Below are 17,008 nucleotides of genomic sequence, written 5' to 3' on the forward strand. Positions count from 1 at the left end.
TGTAAGTCCTATTTTTTATTAGAGAAGATTCGCTCAAACGTTTACTCCTAATCCCATTTCAACATTATAAAAAGGGTTGGTACCTACTAACTTAATTTCAACGTATGCAGCATGTCAGCAGTTTGTGACAGGTTCCTATAAGTTCGTAGTGGTAGTTGTCTAAGTTTATCTACGCTTCTTTTAGTACAGGCAGGCCAATAATAAATGTCGATCCTTTTCCTTTTTGACTTGTCACATCAATGGTACCTTCCATGGAATGGATAATACTGTATGAAATCGTTAAGCCGAGACCAGTTCCTCGTTCTTTTAAAGAATAAAATGGAGTACCTAAAGCTTCCATTTCGTCTTTTGTCATCCCACAACCGTTATCTTTTATAGTAATGTAGTAGAAGTCTCTAGTCTTTGAGACGGAGACGGTAACTACTTCTCCTGTTGTGGAAACCTCGATCGCATTTTTAATCATGTTTATAAGCACTTGTTGGAATTTCTCAGGGCAGCCTTTTATAAAATAGTTATTCTCTGAAGGTAAGTGATACTCGATATCTACACTTTTCATGAGTGCGTATGATGAGAGAGTGTGATTGATCCGATTGATTTGTTCATGAATATTGATCGTTTCGAGCTTTACGGCTTGTGGTTTTGCTAATGTTAAATAATCGTTAAGGATCGTTTCAGCACGTCTTAATTCATTTGTAATAATCGCATAATGTTCGCGATGTTTCTTAGGCGTATCTTTATCTTGTTGTAAAATTTGAACAAAACCATTGACGACGGTCATTGGGTTTCTGATTTCATGAGCAACACTTGCGGCCATTTGCCCGACAATATTAAGCTTTTCTGATTTTTCGAGTTCGACTCGTAATTGTCCATGCTCTCTTATCGTTTCTATTACATAGATGCAAACCCACATCATCAATATATGCATGACAATAAAGAACAAATAAAACATATACACGTCATTCGATGAATATCCAAACATTAGTTGTATGGAGAAAATAACAAGCAGTGAATTAATGGCAGTCAGTACTAGAGTTGATTTAATTTTTTTATTGTATGTAAAGGTTTGATAATTTCTAAAGTACATAATTAAAAGAATTAGCGATATTAAGGAGACTATCAAAGCGGCATAAGCACCCATTCCCCCAATAAATACACGAAAGGCAAACATCATGATCGTTACAAATACACCAATGGGAAAGCTACCATATAAAAAAGAGAGGATCCAAGGAATCGTACGTAAATCCATCATATTCCCAGTACTGAAGGAAACGGGAAAAGACATACATAAAAAAATAGCAAGGCTGCTAAGGAAACCAACAATTAAACTATTATATTTTTCAAGGTATGTGTTGTTTTTTAGTATCGTGTAATAAAGTAAGGGTGGAAATAAAATAAAAACGACTTGTAATAAGAATTGCTGTAGCATGAACGTGGATTCTCCTCTTTTTTCTATACTTACTACCGTATAATTCTAGAAAATAGTCAAATTCCCTCTAGTTTTCAACCAGATCCTACTATTATATCTATTTTTTTCATAAATTGGGCTAGATTTCCTTGTTAAAGCTAAGAAGTGAAAGGTATTTGTGATACTAAAAGCAGGCTAATTTATGATTATTTGAATATTTGGAGTAATTTATACATTCTTCTGGTAGTATGGCAATATAGCAATATTAGTGAAGGCGGAGGGATAGCATGAGTGGAAAGAACATTGAAGAGTTCTTATATCACCAAAATGAGACGATAAAAGACCTTTACCAATCGGTACTAACGAATCACTGGATGGCGGCCACAACAGGAGAGCAAAAGTGGAGTGAACAGCATGAAAAAGCATTAAATACATATTTTAGTCATTTTGCCAGCGAAGAGTTGATGGACCAAGTGTCATATTTTCGAAGTATACAAGACTTAGAATATAAACAACAACGCCAATTAGATGATATCTATCGAAAAACGATCAAAAATCAACTCAGTCCGGATACGCTCGCTAAAACGGTGGAACTCGAAAAAGCAATCTCGCAAACGTTTACTTCTTTTCGACCGAATATTCAAGGGAAAGAAATAACAAACAATGAGATCAATGACATTCTCAAGAGTAGCCGTGACCTTGTTGAAAGAAAAGAAGCATGGCTTGCCAGCAAGCAAATTAGTAAAAAAATCGAAGCGCAAGTCTTGCAATTGGTACATAAACGTAATGAAGATGCACGGGCGTTAGGATATGATAATTTTTATCAGATGTCTATGGAAACACAAGAGTTAGACATTAATAATGTATTTCAGATATTAGAAGACTTAAAGGAACAATCTGATGCTCCATTTGAGAAACTGAAACAAGAAATCGATGAAGAATTAGCAAAAAAATGGGGAATTTCGGCACGTGATATTCGACCATGGCATTATACAGATCCTTTCTTTCAAGAAGCGCCTGCTGTTCAAGGGATAGATATAGATAGTTATTTTAAAGGAAAAAATGTAGTGGAAATAGTTAACCAAACCTTTCAGGCAATGGGACTAGACATTGAGGACGTTTTGAAGCGGAGTGATTTATACCCACGAGAACATAAAAATCCATTTGGGTTTTGCTCGGATATCAATCGAGAGGGAGATGTGAGAATACTAGTCAACCTAGATGAGAGTTTATTTTGGTGTACGGCTTTACTTCATGAGCTCGGTCATGCGGTGTATTTTAAAAACATCGATCGTCAGTTACCTTTTATTCTTCGTTTTCACTCGCATACGTTAACGACTGAGTCGATCGCTCTATTCTTCGGTCGCATGAGTAAAATGGACAGTTGGCAAAGACGATTTTTGGATCTTCAGCCAAATCAACTGAAAGAGATGAGGCCGTTTGCTAATAAGATGCTTCAGCGTCAAATGCTCGTCTCAGCTCGCTGGATTATAACATTTTCTTCTTTTGAAAGAGAGTTGTATGAAAATCCAAATCAAAACTTAAATCAATTGTGGTGGGAGCTTGTGAAAGACATACAATTTATGCATCCACCAGAAGCGACTCATTTCCCGGACTGGGCAGCAAAAATGCACTTCTCACTTGCGCCGGCTTCGTATCAAGATTATTTATTAGGCGAATTAACCGCATCGCAGTTGCATTGTTTTATTGAAAACAACATATCAAAAGAGTTATTTACAGAAGAGGTTGGATCGTATTTAATACGTGAGTTCATTCGACCTGGAGCCTCATTACATTGGAATGAAAAAATCAAACAAGCGACAGGGGAATACTTAAATCCCCGTTATTTTATAAAACAGTTTTTTTAGTTTGTTGTTAGAAGGAAGGTAATTTAATGGATTTGGCAAAACAATTATCTGATCAATTTAATCCTGTGCTGAAGCATATTGAAAATACGCAAAAGGTTGTTAGTTGTTCAGGTTCGGCATGTATCGTAATCCATAAGGACAAGGTCGTAACAGAACAATATTGGGGAAAACATTCCATTGATCCGTTAGCGAGACCGATTCAAGCAGACTCCCAATTTCATGTAGCTTCGGTGCGGAAAAGCTATATCGGATTTGCGGTTGCTTATGCCGTTTATAATGGATACATTCATTCGATTGATGATCCCTTAACAACCTATGTGAATGATCTTGATAGAAATGTTTTAGAAGGAACATCGATTCGGCATCTCCTTACCCATACACATGGACTTCATTTCAAAGAAGGTACTCTTTTCCGTGAATTTCCTGCCGGCACCAGCTGGGCCTACCGTATGGTTAGTATAGATCTTTTAGCAGTGGTAATTAAGGTGACAACAGGTCAAACGATAGCAGAAATCCTCCAAAAAGAAGTGTTTGAACGAGTCGATTTTCATGAAACTGGCTGGTATGATAAGTCAAATGAAAAGCTAGTCGATGTAATCCGTGAACCGAATGATCGAAATTGGGTTACAAGTGAAAGTACTGAAGGCGATAAAATGAATATGTATGTGTCTACCCGGGAACTTGCTTACTGGGGATACCTTCATTTAAAACAGGGAGAGATAAATGGAGAACAAAAAGTAGTAAAAGAAATAATCGAACTCGCAACAGCTCTTCAATCCCCGCGGTTAGAAGACCAAGATCTACCACAAAACGGCTTTTTATGGTTTGTAAAAGACGTGCCTGCTTTACAGTCTGAAATTGGTCCGCTCATTCCAAAAGGGGCCTATCAAATCTTAGGGTATACGAATGTTGCTCTATTGGTGATCCCCAAACATGATATAGTTGTCGTGCGGATGTTAAATAGCTTTGGCTCTCCTAAAGGATATGACTATCTAGCGGATATTCGTAGTTTTGGAGATACGGTGATGGGTTGTTTGTAAATACTACATCAAAAGTTGTAGAAATGATCCATCTGGAATTTAAATAGCTAACCTTTTAGGGCACTGAGAGGACCTTATTTGTAGATTTATTTGAGCAAAAGACTGTTTTTTAGTAAATAAGAGCCTGTGAATTCCCTAAACTGTATAAATCATTGGTGTTATCACAAATAAGGGCTTCTGGAGTCCGCTTTTGCTTTTCTTATCAAAAGTCATCGTCCATATGTGAAAACTAAGTACAAGCTGCTGTCTCCATACCAAAAGAGGTGCTAATCATCATGTGATTTGCATCTCTATTTTGTGTTCACTCCTAAAATTAGCAAATTAATTAGAAAAAAATGGTTGCAAACTCAATTTTGTCATATATAATTAAAACTGTAATATGATAAATAGTACAGTTAGTGAGCGTAACACGTTAAATGGTTCAAAAAAGAAATACGTTATTGCTATAAAAGTAAGCTTCCTAGAAAGGAGGAAGTCATGTTTCAATTAGACATCCGAAGTAGAAAACCGATTTATGAGCAGTTAGTAGAAAAAATGAAAGAGTTGATTATTCATGAGGTGTTCGTAGCTGACCAACAATTACCTTCAGTTAGAGCTTTAGCACAAGAATTAACGATCAACCCGAATACGATCCAAAAAGCATACCGTGAATTAGAACACCAAGGATACATCTACTCGGTTCCAGGGAAAGGGAAGTACGTTGCTCCTCAATCAGAAACGAAAAATGATGAAAAGGTGAAGAAGATGAAAGAAGAATTGGTGAAGCTTTTATCAGAAGCTATGTATCTAGGAATGAAGAAAGAGGACATTTTATCTCTAGTTGCGATTGCTGAGGAGGCAGTGAAGGGAGGAGAAGAAAATGATTGAAGTAAAAAATCTTCGCAAAGAATTTGAGGGAACTGAAGCAGTTAAAAATTTAAATCTACAAATCTCAAAAGGTTCGATCTACGGACTACTCGGTTCCAATGGTGCAGGAAAGACGACCTTAATGAAAATGATTGCGGGTATTTACAAACAAGATACAGGAGAAGTTCTCATTAACGGTGAGCCTATTTTTGAAAATGTGAACCGTAAGCAATCCGTAATTTTTTTAGCAGATTCTTTATTTTTCTTTCCAAACACGACCATTAAGCAGGCTGCTGATTTCTATAAAAGTATGTATGTTAACTGGAATGAAGAGCGTTTTCAAAGATTACAAGAAGTGTTTCCGATTGATGTCCATAAAAAAATACATCGTTTATCCAAAGGGATGCAGCGCCAAGTAGCATTTTGGTTAGTTTTATCAACAATGCCTGAGGTGCTCATATTGGATGAACCGCTCGACGGTCTTGATGCGGTTATGAGGAATAAAGTAAAAAATCTCCTGATCCAAGATGTAGCTGATCGAGAAATGACGATTATGATATCTTCACATAACTTGAGAGAAGTAGAGGACTTGTGTGATCAAATTGGTATACTGCATCATGGGGAACTGATGATTGAAAAAGACTTAGATGATCTGAAATCAGATATTCATAAGATCCAAGTCGCCTTTAAACATGAGGTACCGCCGATCTTTTTACATGGGATTGATGTGTTGTACAAAGAAGAGCGCGGCAGTGTAAGGCTGTATATAGTTAGAGGGAGTCAGGAAAAGGTGACGTCTCATATACAGTCGTTCAAACCTGCTATTTTTGATGTATTACCTTTAACGCTTGAAGAGATTTTTATTTATGAAATGAGGGATGTCGGTTATGCTATCGAAAACATTATCGTTTAATCGAGGTATATTCATCCAAGATTTAAGAAGTGTCGGCTGGGTCGGAATTGCTTATTTTTTATGTTTATTGTTTGCGTTGCCACTACAGCTTTTGATGGCCTATACGAGAGATGGACATGAGCACTCTTTTTTTGCAAGGCCTGTTACGAGTTTATTTGAGGTTTCTATCGAGTTTCAAGTGTTTTTAATGTTTTTAATGCCGGTACTACTTTCGATTTTTATCTTTCGCTATATTCAAGTCAAAGCATCAAGTGACTTTGTACATAGCTTACCGGTAAAAAGAGAACGTTTATTTAACCAACATGTTTTAGTAGGGATTGTTATTCTGTTTGTCCCTATTTTTTTAACAGGATTGATTGCTTGGATTTTAGGAACCGTCTTACCAGCTGAAGAATTGTTATCCTTTTCTTCTGTTCTTAGTTGGATGGGAGTATCATTACTTTTTAACGTTTTTGTTTTCTTAGCAGGTGTTTTTGTAGCAATGCTCACAGGAATGTCTGTTTTACAAGGAGCACTTATTTATATCATGCTTATTTTTCCAACGGGCATAATGGTTCTTTTCTTCATGAACCTAGAGTTTTTCTTGTTCGGTTTTGCTGGGGAATATTATTTAATGCAAAACATTGAAAGAATACTACCGTTTGTCCGGATAGTTGAAGTCATTCAAACACCTTTAACTTTACGAGAGATCATCTCCTATCTTTTGTTTATCATTTTTTTCTATGTAACCGCGTTATTCGTTTATAAGAATCGAAGTGTGGAAAGTGCGACGCAGGCGATTGCCTTCCGTTCACTGCGGCCAATATTTAAATATGGGGTTACGGTTTGTTCCATGTTAGTTGGTGGGCTCTATTTTGGAGCAATGCAAAATCAACAAATAGGATGGATTATCTTTGGTTACATCGCTGGATCTATTATTGGTTATTTTATTGCTGAAATGATCATAGAAAAGTCGTGGCGAGTGTTTGCGAAATGGAAAGGCTATCTCATCTATATGGTTGCTATTATTTTAGTAGCATTTGTCATGCAGTTTGATATTTTAGGCTTCGAGAAAAAAGTTCCAGATTTAGCGAATGTTAATCAAGTATATATGTCTAATGGTATTTATCCTCTTTTGGATGAATTGAAAGTGGAAGAGCAAGAGGAGTCAAACAATTCAACGCGTGACAAAGAATTAGATATTAGACAGTCCTATTCTTATAAGGAAGAAGAGAATATAAAGAACATTCGTCGCTTACACGAGCAAATTGTTCGTGATCAGGCTATGATTGAAAATTATAGTGGAGACACAGGATTTGTTGTCTTCGGATACGACTTAGAAAGCGGTAAGACCCTGGTAAGACAGTATCGTATCCCAATGGAAGTATACGACGAACTCTACAAACCAATTTATCAATCAAAAGAACATAGACGTAATCAAAATCCAGTGTTGACCGTTGATAATGATTTATCCACGCTCGATCGAATTTCATTACACACGCATTTAGGGAAAAGAGTGGTCTTAACGGATCCTGAAGAAATGAAAGAGTTCCATCAAGTACTCACATCTGAAATTGAAGCTGAAACATACGCAGACATGAATGACAGACGTGAACCGTGGGCTTATATCGAATATTTATGGGCAAATGAAAAAAGGATTCATACGGTATGGAAAAAATCTTACGATGAAATGGATCGTTGGCTCGAACAAAAAGGGTTACGAGACCAAGCAAGAGTAACCCCTAAAGACATTTCACATGCAATTGTTTTTAAGATGGATGAACATATGGATATGTATGATTATATTCGTAAGTATGAATTAGAGGAAAACATTAAAATGCAGCAAAATGGGTTAAAAATTGAAGGGCCTGAACAATTAGAGGAAGCATTACAATCGTCACAGTGGGGTGGTGATGGAAGATACATTATTGCATTCTACTATCATCAACATTCATATCCTGATTTCTATACATTTGCTGAAGGTAAGGAGCCTAAGTTTGTGAAAGAGTATTTTGAGAAATAAAGTGAATACTAGAATGAGGCTGTATCGATCAGATACAGTCTTATTTTTCACTTTGATATATGATTTGAGAAATGCTTTTTAAGGTCGAGTATAGAAGACCCAACCAATAAATCTTTGACAGAACAGGTTATTTTTGCTTTTATTAATATACGGATTCCTTTTATTTAATAAGAACAATATGTCATTGTTAATGAACGATCATAGAAAAAGTATGGTTTGGTTCATAAGGAAATTTATCTTAAGTAGCGTGGTGACAACATATGCGATTTACAAAGAGCATCCCGAACCTTTTTACGTTAGGGAACTTGTATTGTGGTTTCCTATCGATCGGGTATGCTGCAACAGGGGAATACAAAAATGCGGCTATCTTAATCATTATCGGAATGATGTTAGACAGTATGGATGGACGAGTGGCCCGAATGTTAAAAGCAGAGAGTGCTTTAGGAAAAGAGTTAGACTCATTAGCTGATATCGTGACATTCGGCGTAGCACCTTCCTTTTTAGTGTATTATACATCCTTTTATCAATTTGGGTTATTAGGCTTTATGGTTGCTGGTTTATTTCCGCTGTTTGGGGCTTATCGATTAGCCCGGTTTAATGTCAGTACGAAGTCATCGATGAATTATTTTATTGGTGTCCCGATTACTGCGGCTGGGGGAATTTTAGCGATTCTCACTTTATTTGGCGAACTAATACCAAATATTATTACAACAGTCGTGTTTACAGGATTGTGTTTTTTAATGGTTAGTAAATTACGAATACCTAGCTTAAAAGAGATTCCGTTACCGAAATACGGGACAATCGTCACGATCTTTTTGGGGTGCGCGCTATTTGTCATTTACAAAGGGTTTTATGGACAGTTTCCGTACTTGATCTATATTGCTACTCCTTTGTACATTGCTTACGTCACGTACCGGTTTGTGAAAGGAAAGAACAAAAAGGATATCGATTAACTATTGGTATCAGGTATCGAATGAGATGTGAAAAAAGCTAACAGCTAAATCTGCTGTTAGCTTTTTTGGTATCTACTTATAAAAGGAAAGTTTACTTTACATTAAAAACAGGTTACTAGCAGGATCACTTGATGATCCTGCACGCATTAATATTAAGCTGTTTTTTCTTGAACTTTAGGTTCTTTTACTGCAGTAGAGTTAAAGTGTTTTTTGTTTAGTTTAAATAGTACATGAATGGTTTTGAACTGTACGAATACGAATGGAGCAAGGATGATAAAGTATGCAACTGAGAATTTATCAATCACCCCGTTTTGTACTAACCCCCAGTGTGTAAAGAACATTCCTAATACGAAGAAGGCCACACCTGGACAAATGAGTCCGTAACTACCTGCACTATTCTTGTTGCCTCCAACAAATGTGTTAAAGTAACCCAATTTCGTTAAGACAGAGTAACCAAGAATTCCAATAACGATTTGAGCAGTAATCACTGCACCTAAACCTACAAAAAAGATTAAAGGGTGTGGGTCAGTTCCTAAAAAGTTGTGTGCTAACCCAGAAGTTACACGTACTCCCGTAATTCCGATAAGCGTCAATATGGGAATGAGCATCCAAACACTTGGACTAGCTTCTAGTGAAAACCCATTTTTAAAGATAGAGCGTAATCCTAGACCAATCCAAATGAGGATTAAAATCATACTTAGCACAGTGAATAAAATAGAGAAGAAGATCCCAGCAGCTGAAATAACTAGATTATGGCTCATCGCTCCCGGCGCAGCGAAACCTACACCAACCATTGTGAACGTAAATACAGAAAGCAATTGGCTAAAGTGATTATTTGCTTCTTCTTTGAATGAAGATGATGTCGTCATGAAACGAGTCATCATTCTTACAAAGATCTTTAATGCAAAATACCCAACTACCATAAAACCGATTAAAGCAAATGGAAGTAGAAATTGTACGTAATCCCATAAACCAGGAACAAATACGGCTCCTAAGACGAATAGAACGTTAATCATCATTGCAAACGTTAATGGGATAGCCATTAAAGCAACTTCACCATTGGAAGAACGTAATGCTCTGTATCCTTCTGTTTTTTTGAACTTATTGAACTGCTTCACATTCCAAATGACTTTCTCGAAATGTTTAAATGCGAAATAAATCATCGCTAGTAAAGCGATTACAATAGAAATTGAGATAAATGTATTCTCCCCTGTGACATATGGGTAGATGTGATTAAATGTTGCCATTGGTGTATCTGGATGTGGAACCATAAACATTAAATACATGAAAAATGATACGGCAAGACCACCATTTCCAAGTGCAGCTAAAAAGTACAGTGGATTGTAATTGTTTTTCATTTTATTCTCCTCCTTATACCCTATAGGGTATATGTTTTGTAAATTTAATATATCAAATAATTTTGATGTTGTAAACCTCTTTTTTATTTTGTCTCTTTTAGTGTGAATGTCTTTCTGAATTCATATGACCCCTCAATTCTGGGGATATTTAGAAGAGGATAGAAGAGTGTAGAAATGATTTTAAAAACGTAAACTTGAGCTGTATACCTTAAGGTGTATATAGATACTTTTACTTAATAATCATAATTAACGTATAAGTAATTTCACTTAATTTTTACTTTTAAAAAGAAGATTTTGTGAACAGGTCTTGATTTCCTCGATATTTCTATTTTTATTTGATATTAGTTTAAAGAAGAGATTTGCTATGGGGGTGTAAATCATGAAACTAGAGTGGTTTAAACAAGTGGTGGATGATTTATCTGAAGGGGTCGTAATTATTAATAGGGATCGTGTGATTCATTATCATAATAAATTAGCTAAAGAAATGACGGGTTGGGAACTTGGAGATATAGTTCCTTATTGTTCGTACTGTAAGATGAGAGAGGTGGCTCCAGGTGAGGAACGATGTATTCTCGCACATGAAGATCCTCTTCCAAGCTTTCAAGCTCATATGCCGACGTATAAAGGGAAAAAAGAAACATCATTTGAAATGAGTACGACAAAAATTCCGCTAGAGGGTATGGAGTTTATGGTACTCATCCTTCGAAATCCAAAATGGACATCAGAAAAAGAACGCTTGAAAATAAAGAAACTCTTAATCCGAGATACGATCGCGACACAAGAAAAAGAGAGAAAAGCAATTGCGATGGAACTGCATGACGATATTTCTCAAGGTGTATATAGTGCGTTTTTAGGATTACAGGGGGTTAAGCACCATATTACCGATGAAGATTATCAAAGTCATTTTCGTAAAATCGAGGGAACACTAGAGAAGACGTTAGACAATATCCAACGATTAACAAAACAATTAAGACCGCAAGCGATTGATCAATTCGGGTTAAAGGCAACTTTAAAATCAGCAGTAGAAGACTGGAAAAAGTTTTATAAGGTGAACTTTACATTAGCCTATCAAATACGTGAGTATCAATTATCGAAGGAAGTAGAACTGCAATTATTTCGTTTAATTCAAGAAGCTGTAACGAATGCCGTTCGTCACGGAAAAGCCAAGGACATAATGATTAAGTTTACTGAAAGTGAAGACCGAATTATGTTTCAAATTATAGATGATGGACAAGGTTTTGATGTCGGTCAAACGAAGTTTAAAGGGCTTGGGTTGTATCATATGAAAGAACGAATGGCGATGATAAACGGGGAAGTGAATTGGGATAGTAGAATTGGAGGTCCAACGAAGGTTGAAGGGTATGTAGATATACATAATAAAGGGTGTTAACTGTGAAAGTACTGATTGTAGACGATCATGAGGTAGTAGCTAGTGGTTTAGCATTATTAATAAAAGATATGTTTAGTGTTGAATATATTATTCAAGCACAAGATGGGCGAACAGCTATAAAAAAAGCGATTGAGTATTCGTTTGACTTAATTATTCTAGATTTATCTCTGCCAGACGGAATGGATGGATTTGAAGTTTTACGTGAAATGCGTTCGATTTTTCCTGATGCAAAGATCGTTATTTTTTCTATGCATGATGATATCTCCTATCAAAAAAAGGCTTATAAACTTGGTGCGAACGGTTATATGGTCAAAAGGTTTAACGGCGATGAGTTGATGAAATACTTAAGCTTAATAATGAGCGGAAAGAAGTTTTTTGAGGGGAAACTGACAGAGGAATGGGATGAGGATGAAGATGAGTTAACCTTGCCGATTACATCGCGAGAAAAAGAAGTTTTTGTGTTAACGGTATTAGGTCACACCCAAAAGGAAATCGCAGAAAAACTGTCTATTTCAAGGAAAACGGTTGAAACACATCGACATAATATTACGAAGAAGTTAAATATAAAATCCAAGGCAGATTGGATCGAAATTGCTCAGAAATACCATTTATTAGAAATCTAAAAGCTTAACGGTGAACAAGCCGTTAAGCTTTTTTCGTTCATAAAATCCTCATTTTTACCTTAAATATAGGGGAAAAACCTTATGTGATTGATATTGACGATTGATTACACTCTAGGTATACAACGTAAGGCAATGACTAAAGAGATACGAAAGAAGGGAGTCTTGTGGAGAAAAACACAAAATAAGAGCGTTGGCTCTTTGAGGTTTGTTTTATTGTCACTGGCATATGATGCTGCTCTCATTAATTAGTCGGTTCTTTCGTTAACAACAAAATAGGAAAGGAGAAATTGTTATGTTTGAGTACGATCCGGTCATATATAGCCGAATACTTACATCCTTTACGTTAGTGTTTCATATAATCTTTGCCACGATCGGTGTAGGTGTTCCCGTTATGATCGCATTAGCGGAATGGATGGGAATTAAGCGGAAAGACCCTCATTATACGTTATTAGCAAGGCGCTGGGCCCGCGGTTTCATCGTCACGGTTGCAGTAGGTGTTGTAACAGGAACGGCAATCGCATTGCAACTGAGTTTACTATGGCCAAACTTCATGCAAGTAGCAGGACAAACGATAGCGTTACCGTTATTTATGGAAACCTTTGCATTTTTCTTTGAGGCAATTTTTTTAGGCATTTATCTTTATACGTGGGATCGATTTAAGAGTAGAATGCGACACTTTTTATTAGTTATTCCAATTGTTATTGGAGCATCAGCGTCAGCATTTTTTATTACGGCGGTTAACGCTTTTATGAATACCCCACAAGGTTTTACGTTAGTGGATGGTGTCATTACGAATATCGACCCAATCGCAGCGATGTTTACGCCGGCTATGCCAACGAAAGTTGCCCACGTTCTCATTACTAGTTATCTGACCTCAGCATTTATTTTGGCGATGATTTCTGCGTATCAAATCGTAAAAGGGAGAAACCATGTGTATCACAAGAAAGCGCTTCATATAACAATGGTGGCTGCACTCGTATTTTCCATTGCGACCGTTGTGATTGGGGACTTATCTGGAAAATTTCTAGCAGAATATCAACCTGAGAAATTAGCTGCATCGAAATTACATTTTGAAACTACGACAGAAGCACCGCTTCATTTAGGGGGCATCTTAACAGAAGACAATGAACTCAAATACGGCATTGAAATTCCATATGGACTAAGTATTCTTGCTCATGGTTCGCCAAGTGCTGAAGTAATTGGGTTGAATGATTTTCCAGCAGATGAAGTGCCGCCATTATGGATCCATTATATGTTCGACATCATGGTAGCCATTGGTATGTATTTAGCGGCTGTTGCAGTTATTTATATCGGGTTAGCCAAATGGAAGAAGGAGTATTTGTACAACAAGCCCCTATTATGGTCGATTATCATTTGCGGACCGCTAGCTATGATAGCTATTGAGGTTGGGTGGATCCTTGCTGAAGTAGGGAGGCAGCCTTGGATTCTAGTAGGTGTTATGAAAACAGCAGAGGGAGCTACAACAGCTGATCATGTCGATACGATGCTCGTTATTTTTTCAATCGTCTATGTCACTCTAGCAGTATCTTGTTCAATTGTTTTACGAAAGATGTTTAAGAACAACACGCCTGAAGTGGAGTTAAAAGAAGAGCAACGACGTATCAGTTAAAAGGAGGTGATAGGACATGAGCTATGAAATGATTGGTATTACAGTTCTTTGGATCTTTTTATATGGTTATTTGATTGTAGCTTCGATTGATTTTGGAGCTGGCTTCTTTAACTACTATAGTAAATTAACAAACAAAAATCATATTATGAATGACTTAATTCAGCGATATCTTTCACCTGTTTGGGAAGTGACGAATGTATTCTTAGTGTTCTTCTTTGTAGGCATTATCGGCTTTTTCCCAGACACCGCTTATTACTTTGGGACAGCATTACTCATTCCAGGAAGTGTGGCAATTATTTTATTAGCCATCCGTGGTTCTTACTATGCCTTTGGAACGTATGGTGCCAAGGATAGTAAAGTGTATTCGTTTCTATACGGAGCTACGGGTCTGTTAATCCCAGCGTCATTATCGGTTGTATTAACGATTTCAGAAGGTGGGTTCATTACCGTTGAGAATGGTAATGTACTGTTGCAGTATAAAGAGCTTTTCACAAATATGTATTCTTGGAGTGTCGTCTTATTATCGATTGTTAGTATCTTGTTTATTTCGTCAGCCTTTCTAAGCTATTACGCAAACAAAGCTAAGGATTATGAAGCGCTTCAGCTTTTGCGTAACTATGCACTGACTTGGGCAACACCGACGATCATTGCTAGTGTGCTCGTATTTTTCGCGCTAAACAATCACAATCCTGAGCACTTTCAAAACATGGTCGATGTCGGCTGGATGTTTATACTGTCACTGCTATTTTTCTTAGGTGCTGTCTATTATATCTGGAAAGGTGAGCGGTATGGACTGGCTTTCATATTCGTAATGTTTCAATTTGCTTTTGCGTTTTTTGGATACGGGGTTTCTCATTTACCGTACCTGCTTTATCCGTATATTAACATCTATGATGGCTTTACAAATGAAACGATGGCCCAAGCTTTAATTATTGCGTTTATTGCAGGACTCTTTCTGTTAATTCCATCGCTGTACATGCTGATGAGACTATTTTTATTCGACGCTTCTTATGTGAAAGGCGAAACGGTTAAAGTAGACGAGCACGCCGAAGAGGAAAGGAAGGTGGTTTAGTATGAACTTTTTCCTCATCATGGTTGCACCACTTCTAACCATTGTTATTTCAGTTGCAATCTTATTTATATGGGGCGCACGTCAACCAAAGTCATAGGGTGATAGAAGATTAACTTCTTGATCATAAAAAAACTATAAAACAACTATTGGAGGTAATTTTCATGACACAAAAATCAATGCAAAGCGCACAAGTATTTGAGTACATCTTGAACAAAAAACAATTATTTATTTTAGATGTAAGAAACAATGAGGACTACACAGACTGGAAAATTGAAGGAGAAAAAATAACATCTGTAAATATTCCGTACTTTGATTTTTTAGACGGAGTTGAGCAGCATCTTGACCAGCTGCCAAAAGATCAAGATATTCTTGTCGTCTGTGCAAAAGAAGGCTCTTCGAAATTTGTTGCCGAACAACTTGAGGAAGAAGGACTTCGCACGTTTTATTTAGCAGGAGGTATGAAATCTTGGAGTGAGTATTTGTACGAAGCTAAAGTGTATGAAGACGAAAAAATCAAAGTATACCAGCTTATTAGAGTCGGAAAAGGTTGTTTATCTTACTATGTCATTTCAGGCGATAAAATGTTAATTGTGGACCCGCTTCGCTTTGTTGATCTATATGAAGCAGCAGCGAAACGACATCATGTGGAGATTGCCCATATTGTCGACTCGCATCTTCATGCCGATCATTTATCAGGTGGTTATGAGCTGTCTCAAAAAACTGGAGCACAATATTACATCATGAAGAGTGAAGGAGCTGTCTTTGAATTCAATCCTCTAGAAAACTTTGAAAAAATAGAATTTGAAGATGCGGTTGTCGAAGTATTAGCGATTAAAACACCAGGTCATACACCAGGAAGTGTCTCTTTCTTTGTAAATAAGGGGCTATTATTCTCTGGAGATACGATCTTTGTTAGTGGCTTAGGCCGTCCAGATTTAGGTGGAAAAGTGAAAGAGTGGGCCGATGATCTTTACCATACGGTCTATGATAAAGTGGCTCAGATTGCGGATGATGTAATTGTTCTTCCAGCGCATTATGCCGATTTTGAAACGGAAAGAAATGCATACAATTATATTGGACAAACCTTAGGTAAAGTTCGTGAGCAAAATAAAACGATGTTTGAAACGGATAAAGAGGATTTTATTTCTCAAGTTGAAAAATCAGCAAGTTCTGTAAAGCCGCCAAACTTCGAGGAAATCATTTCGATCAATCGTGGTGTCGAGACTGCAGATCAAGAGCGCAAACAAGAATTAGAAATAGGTCCGAACCGTTGTGCAGTTCATCATACGAGTTAATGTGTATGGGAGAAGACTATAAGGCTCTGTAAAAAGACAAATAAGGTAGAGCTCTGAATGACTACAGATAAGTCAAGTATAAGTGCCTAGCGCCGTCGATCATGTTCGGGTGCTGGGTACTTGGTTTAGTCTTTTTAAGGGACAACTTTTATTAAGATTGTTGCTTTACTCTATTAGACTATTAATCTTAAATAGCTTGGTTGGAGTTGTCTTACAAGCCAAGACTGACACTGGAGCACTAATTACTAATATTAGGTTAATGGAATCCCCTAATATTCTCCTCAACCGTACACGAACCCGGTCGTTTCGTTAGTGGGGTATCTTAATATTTTCCTCTAGTGCACACGAAAGCGTTCGTTTCGTTAGTAAGATCTCCTAATATTTTCCTCTAGTGCACACGAAAGCGGTCGTTACGTTAGTGGGGTATCCTAATATTTTCCTCGAGTGTACACGAAAGCGTTCGTTTCGTTAGTGGGGTATCCTAATATTTTCCTCGAGCGCACACGAACCCGGTGGTTTCGTTAGTGAGCTCTCCTAATATTTTCCTCCAGCGCACACGAAAGCGGTCATTTCGTTAGTGAGCTCTCCTAATATTTTCCTCCAGCGCACACGA

General features: G+C 37.1%; 14 protein-coding genes. 12 read left to right on the plus strand and 2 right to left on the minus strand.

Annotated elements, in window-relative coordinates:
* Window positions 1–169: 169 nt before the first annotated feature.
* The gene (locus tag AC2VNP_RS13000) at window positions 170–1,426 is read right to left on the minus strand and encodes an ATP-binding protein (RefSeq protein WP_486917734.1); all 1,257 of its coding nucleotides are present in this window, start codon (window positions 1,424–1,426) and stop codon (window positions 170–172) included.
* Between the two features lie 266 nt (window positions 1,427–1,692).
* On the opposite strand from AC2VNP_RS13000, the gene AC2VNP_RS13005 reads away from it, so the two are divergent.
* From AC2VNP_RS13005 to pssA, 6 genes are all read left to right on the plus strand, one after another.
* Window positions 1,693–3,273: a M3 family metallopeptidase gene (locus tag AC2VNP_RS13005; protein WP_486917735.1), complete on the plus strand. Its 1,581-nt coding sequence runs from the start codon at window positions 1,693–1,695 to the stop codon at window positions 3,271–3,273.
* Between the two features lie 26 nt (window positions 3,274–3,299).
* Window positions 3,300–4,313 (plus strand): serine hydrolase domain-containing protein, encoded by a 1,014-nt coding sequence (locus AC2VNP_RS13010; protein ID WP_486917736.1) that lies wholly within the window; start codon window positions 3,300–3,302, stop codon window positions 4,311–4,313.
* A 477-nt stretch (window positions 4,314–4,790) separates the two neighbouring features.
* Complete coding sequence (locus AC2VNP_RS13015) at window positions 4,791–5,180, plus strand: GntR family transcriptional regulator (RefSeq protein ID WP_486917737.1); 390 nt, start codon at window positions 4,791–4,793, stop codon at window positions 5,178–5,180.
* Window positions 5,173–6,072, plus strand: a complete 900-nt coding sequence (locus AC2VNP_RS13020; protein WP_486917738.1) for an ABC transporter ATP-binding protein — start codon at window positions 5,173–5,175, stop codon at window positions 6,070–6,072. The genes AC2VNP_RS13015 and AC2VNP_RS13020 overlap by 8 nt, the downstream gene beginning before the upstream one ends.
* A complete protein-coding gene (locus AC2VNP_RS13025) occupies window positions 6,047–8,074 on the plus strand; it encodes a DUF6449 domain-containing protein (RefSeq protein WP_486917739.1) in 2,028 nt (675 codons plus the stop codon). The genes AC2VNP_RS13020 and AC2VNP_RS13025 overlap by 26 nt, the downstream gene beginning before the upstream one ends.
* A gap of 260 nt (window positions 8,075–8,334) precedes the next feature.
* A complete protein-coding gene (gene pssA / locus AC2VNP_RS13030; RefSeq protein WP_486917740.1) occupies window positions 8,335–9,027 on the plus strand; it encodes a CDP-diacylglycerol--serine O-phosphatidyltransferase in 693 nt (230 codons plus the stop codon).
* Window positions 9,028–9,179: 152 nt separating this feature from the next.
* On the opposite strand, the gene AC2VNP_RS13035 is transcribed toward pssA, so the two are convergent.
* Entirely contained in the window at window positions 9,180–10,385 is a 1,206-nt protein-coding gene (locus AC2VNP_RS13035; protein ID WP_486917741.1) for a TsoY family (seleno)protein, read from the minus strand.
* 379 nt (window positions 10,386–10,764) lie between these two features.
* On the opposite strand from AC2VNP_RS13035, the gene AC2VNP_RS13040 reads away from it, so the two are divergent.
* The 6 genes from AC2VNP_RS13040 to AC2VNP_RS13065 all read left to right on the plus strand — a co-directional run bounded on the left by AC2VNP_RS13040 (window position 10,765) and on the right by AC2VNP_RS13065 (window position 16,395).
* Window positions 10,765–11,775: a sensor histidine kinase gene (locus AC2VNP_RS13040; RefSeq protein WP_486917742.1), complete on the plus strand. Its 1,011-nt coding sequence runs from the start codon at window positions 10,765–10,767 to the stop codon at window positions 11,773–11,775.
* Window positions 11,776–11,777: 2 nt separating this feature from the next.
* A complete protein-coding gene (locus AC2VNP_RS13045) occupies window positions 11,778–12,398 on the plus strand; it encodes a response regulator (protein ID WP_486917743.1) in 621 nt (206 codons plus the stop codon).
* A 292-nt stretch (window positions 12,399–12,690) separates the two neighbouring features.
* Window positions 12,691–14,028 carry a cytochrome ubiquinol oxidase subunit I gene (locus AC2VNP_RS13050; RefSeq protein WP_486917744.1) on the plus strand — a complete coding sequence of 446 codons (1,338 nt, stop codon included), beginning with the start codon at window positions 12,691–12,693 and terminating at the stop codon, window positions 14,026–14,028.
* Between the two features lie 16 nt (window positions 14,029–14,044).
* Window positions 14,045–15,100 carry a cytochrome d ubiquinol oxidase subunit II gene (locus AC2VNP_RS13055; protein ID WP_486917745.1) on the plus strand — a complete coding sequence of 352 codons (1,056 nt, stop codon included), beginning with the start codon at window positions 14,045–14,047 and terminating at the stop codon, window positions 15,098–15,100.
* A gap of 1 nt (window position 15,101) precedes the next feature.
* Complete coding sequence (gene cydS, locus AC2VNP_RS13060; RefSeq protein ID WP_373323124.1) at window positions 15,102–15,197, plus strand: cytochrome bd oxidase small subunit CydS family protein; 96 nt, start codon at window positions 15,102–15,104, stop codon at window positions 15,195–15,197.
* A 64-nt stretch (window positions 15,198–15,261) separates the two neighbouring features.
* Window positions 15,262–16,395: an MBL fold metallo-hydrolase gene (locus AC2VNP_RS13065; RefSeq protein WP_486917746.1), complete on the plus strand. Its 1,134-nt coding sequence runs from the start codon at window positions 15,262–15,264 to the stop codon at window positions 16,393–16,395.
* Window positions 16,396–17,008: the final 613 nt, after the last annotated feature.

The sequence above is a fragment of the Alkalihalobacterium sp. TH-98 genome, from assembly GCF_057473385.1.

Bases quoted from the DNA above. Each gene is read 5' to 3' on its own strand.
- AC2VNP_RS13020 (WP_486917738.1), top strand. From the start codon at position 5,173: ATGATTGAAGTAAAAAATCTTCGCAAAGAATTTGAGGGAACTGAAGCA.
- AC2VNP_RS13025 (WP_486917739.1), top strand. From the start codon at position 6,047: ATGCTATCGAAAACATTATCGTTTAATCGAGGTATATTCATCCAAGAT.
- cydS (WP_373323124.1), top strand. From the start codon at position 15,102: ATGAACTTTTTCCTCATCATGGTTGCACCACTTCTAACCATTGTTATT.
- AC2VNP_RS13055 (WP_486917745.1), top strand. From the start codon at position 14,045: ATGAGCTATGAAATGATTGGTATTACAGTTCTTTGGATCTTTTTATAT.
- AC2VNP_RS13050 (WP_486917744.1), top strand. From the start codon at position 12,691: ATGTTTGAGTACGATCCGGTCATATATAGCCGAATACTTACATCCTTT.
- AC2VNP_RS13015 (WP_486917737.1), top strand. From the start codon at position 4,791: ATGTTTCAATTAGACATCCGAAGTAGAAAACCGATTTATGAGCAGTTA.
- AC2VNP_RS13065 (WP_486917746.1), top strand. From the start codon at position 15,262: ATGACACAAAAATCAATGCAAAGCGCACAAGTATTTGAGTACATCTTG.
- AC2VNP_RS13000 (WP_486917734.1), bottom strand. From the start codon at position 1,426: ATGCTACAGCAATTCTTATTACAAGTCGTTTTTATTTTATTTCCACCC.
- AC2VNP_RS13010 (WP_486917736.1), top strand. From the start codon at position 3,300: ATGGATTTGGCAAAACAATTATCTGATCAATTTAATCCTGTGCTGAAG.
- AC2VNP_RS13035 (WP_486917741.1), bottom strand. From the start codon at position 10,385: ATGAAAAACAATTACAATCCACTGTACTTTTTAGCTGCACTTGGAAAT.
- pssA (WP_486917740.1), top strand. From the start codon at position 8,335: ATGCGATTTACAAAGAGCATCCCGAACCTTTTTACGTTAGGGAACTTG.
- AC2VNP_RS13040 (WP_486917742.1), top strand. From the start codon at position 10,765: ATGAAACTAGAGTGGTTTAAACAAGTGGTGGATGATTTATCTGAAGGG.
- AC2VNP_RS13005 (WP_486917735.1), top strand. From the start codon at position 1,693: ATGAGTGGAAAGAACATTGAAGAGTTCTTATATCACCAAAATGAGACG.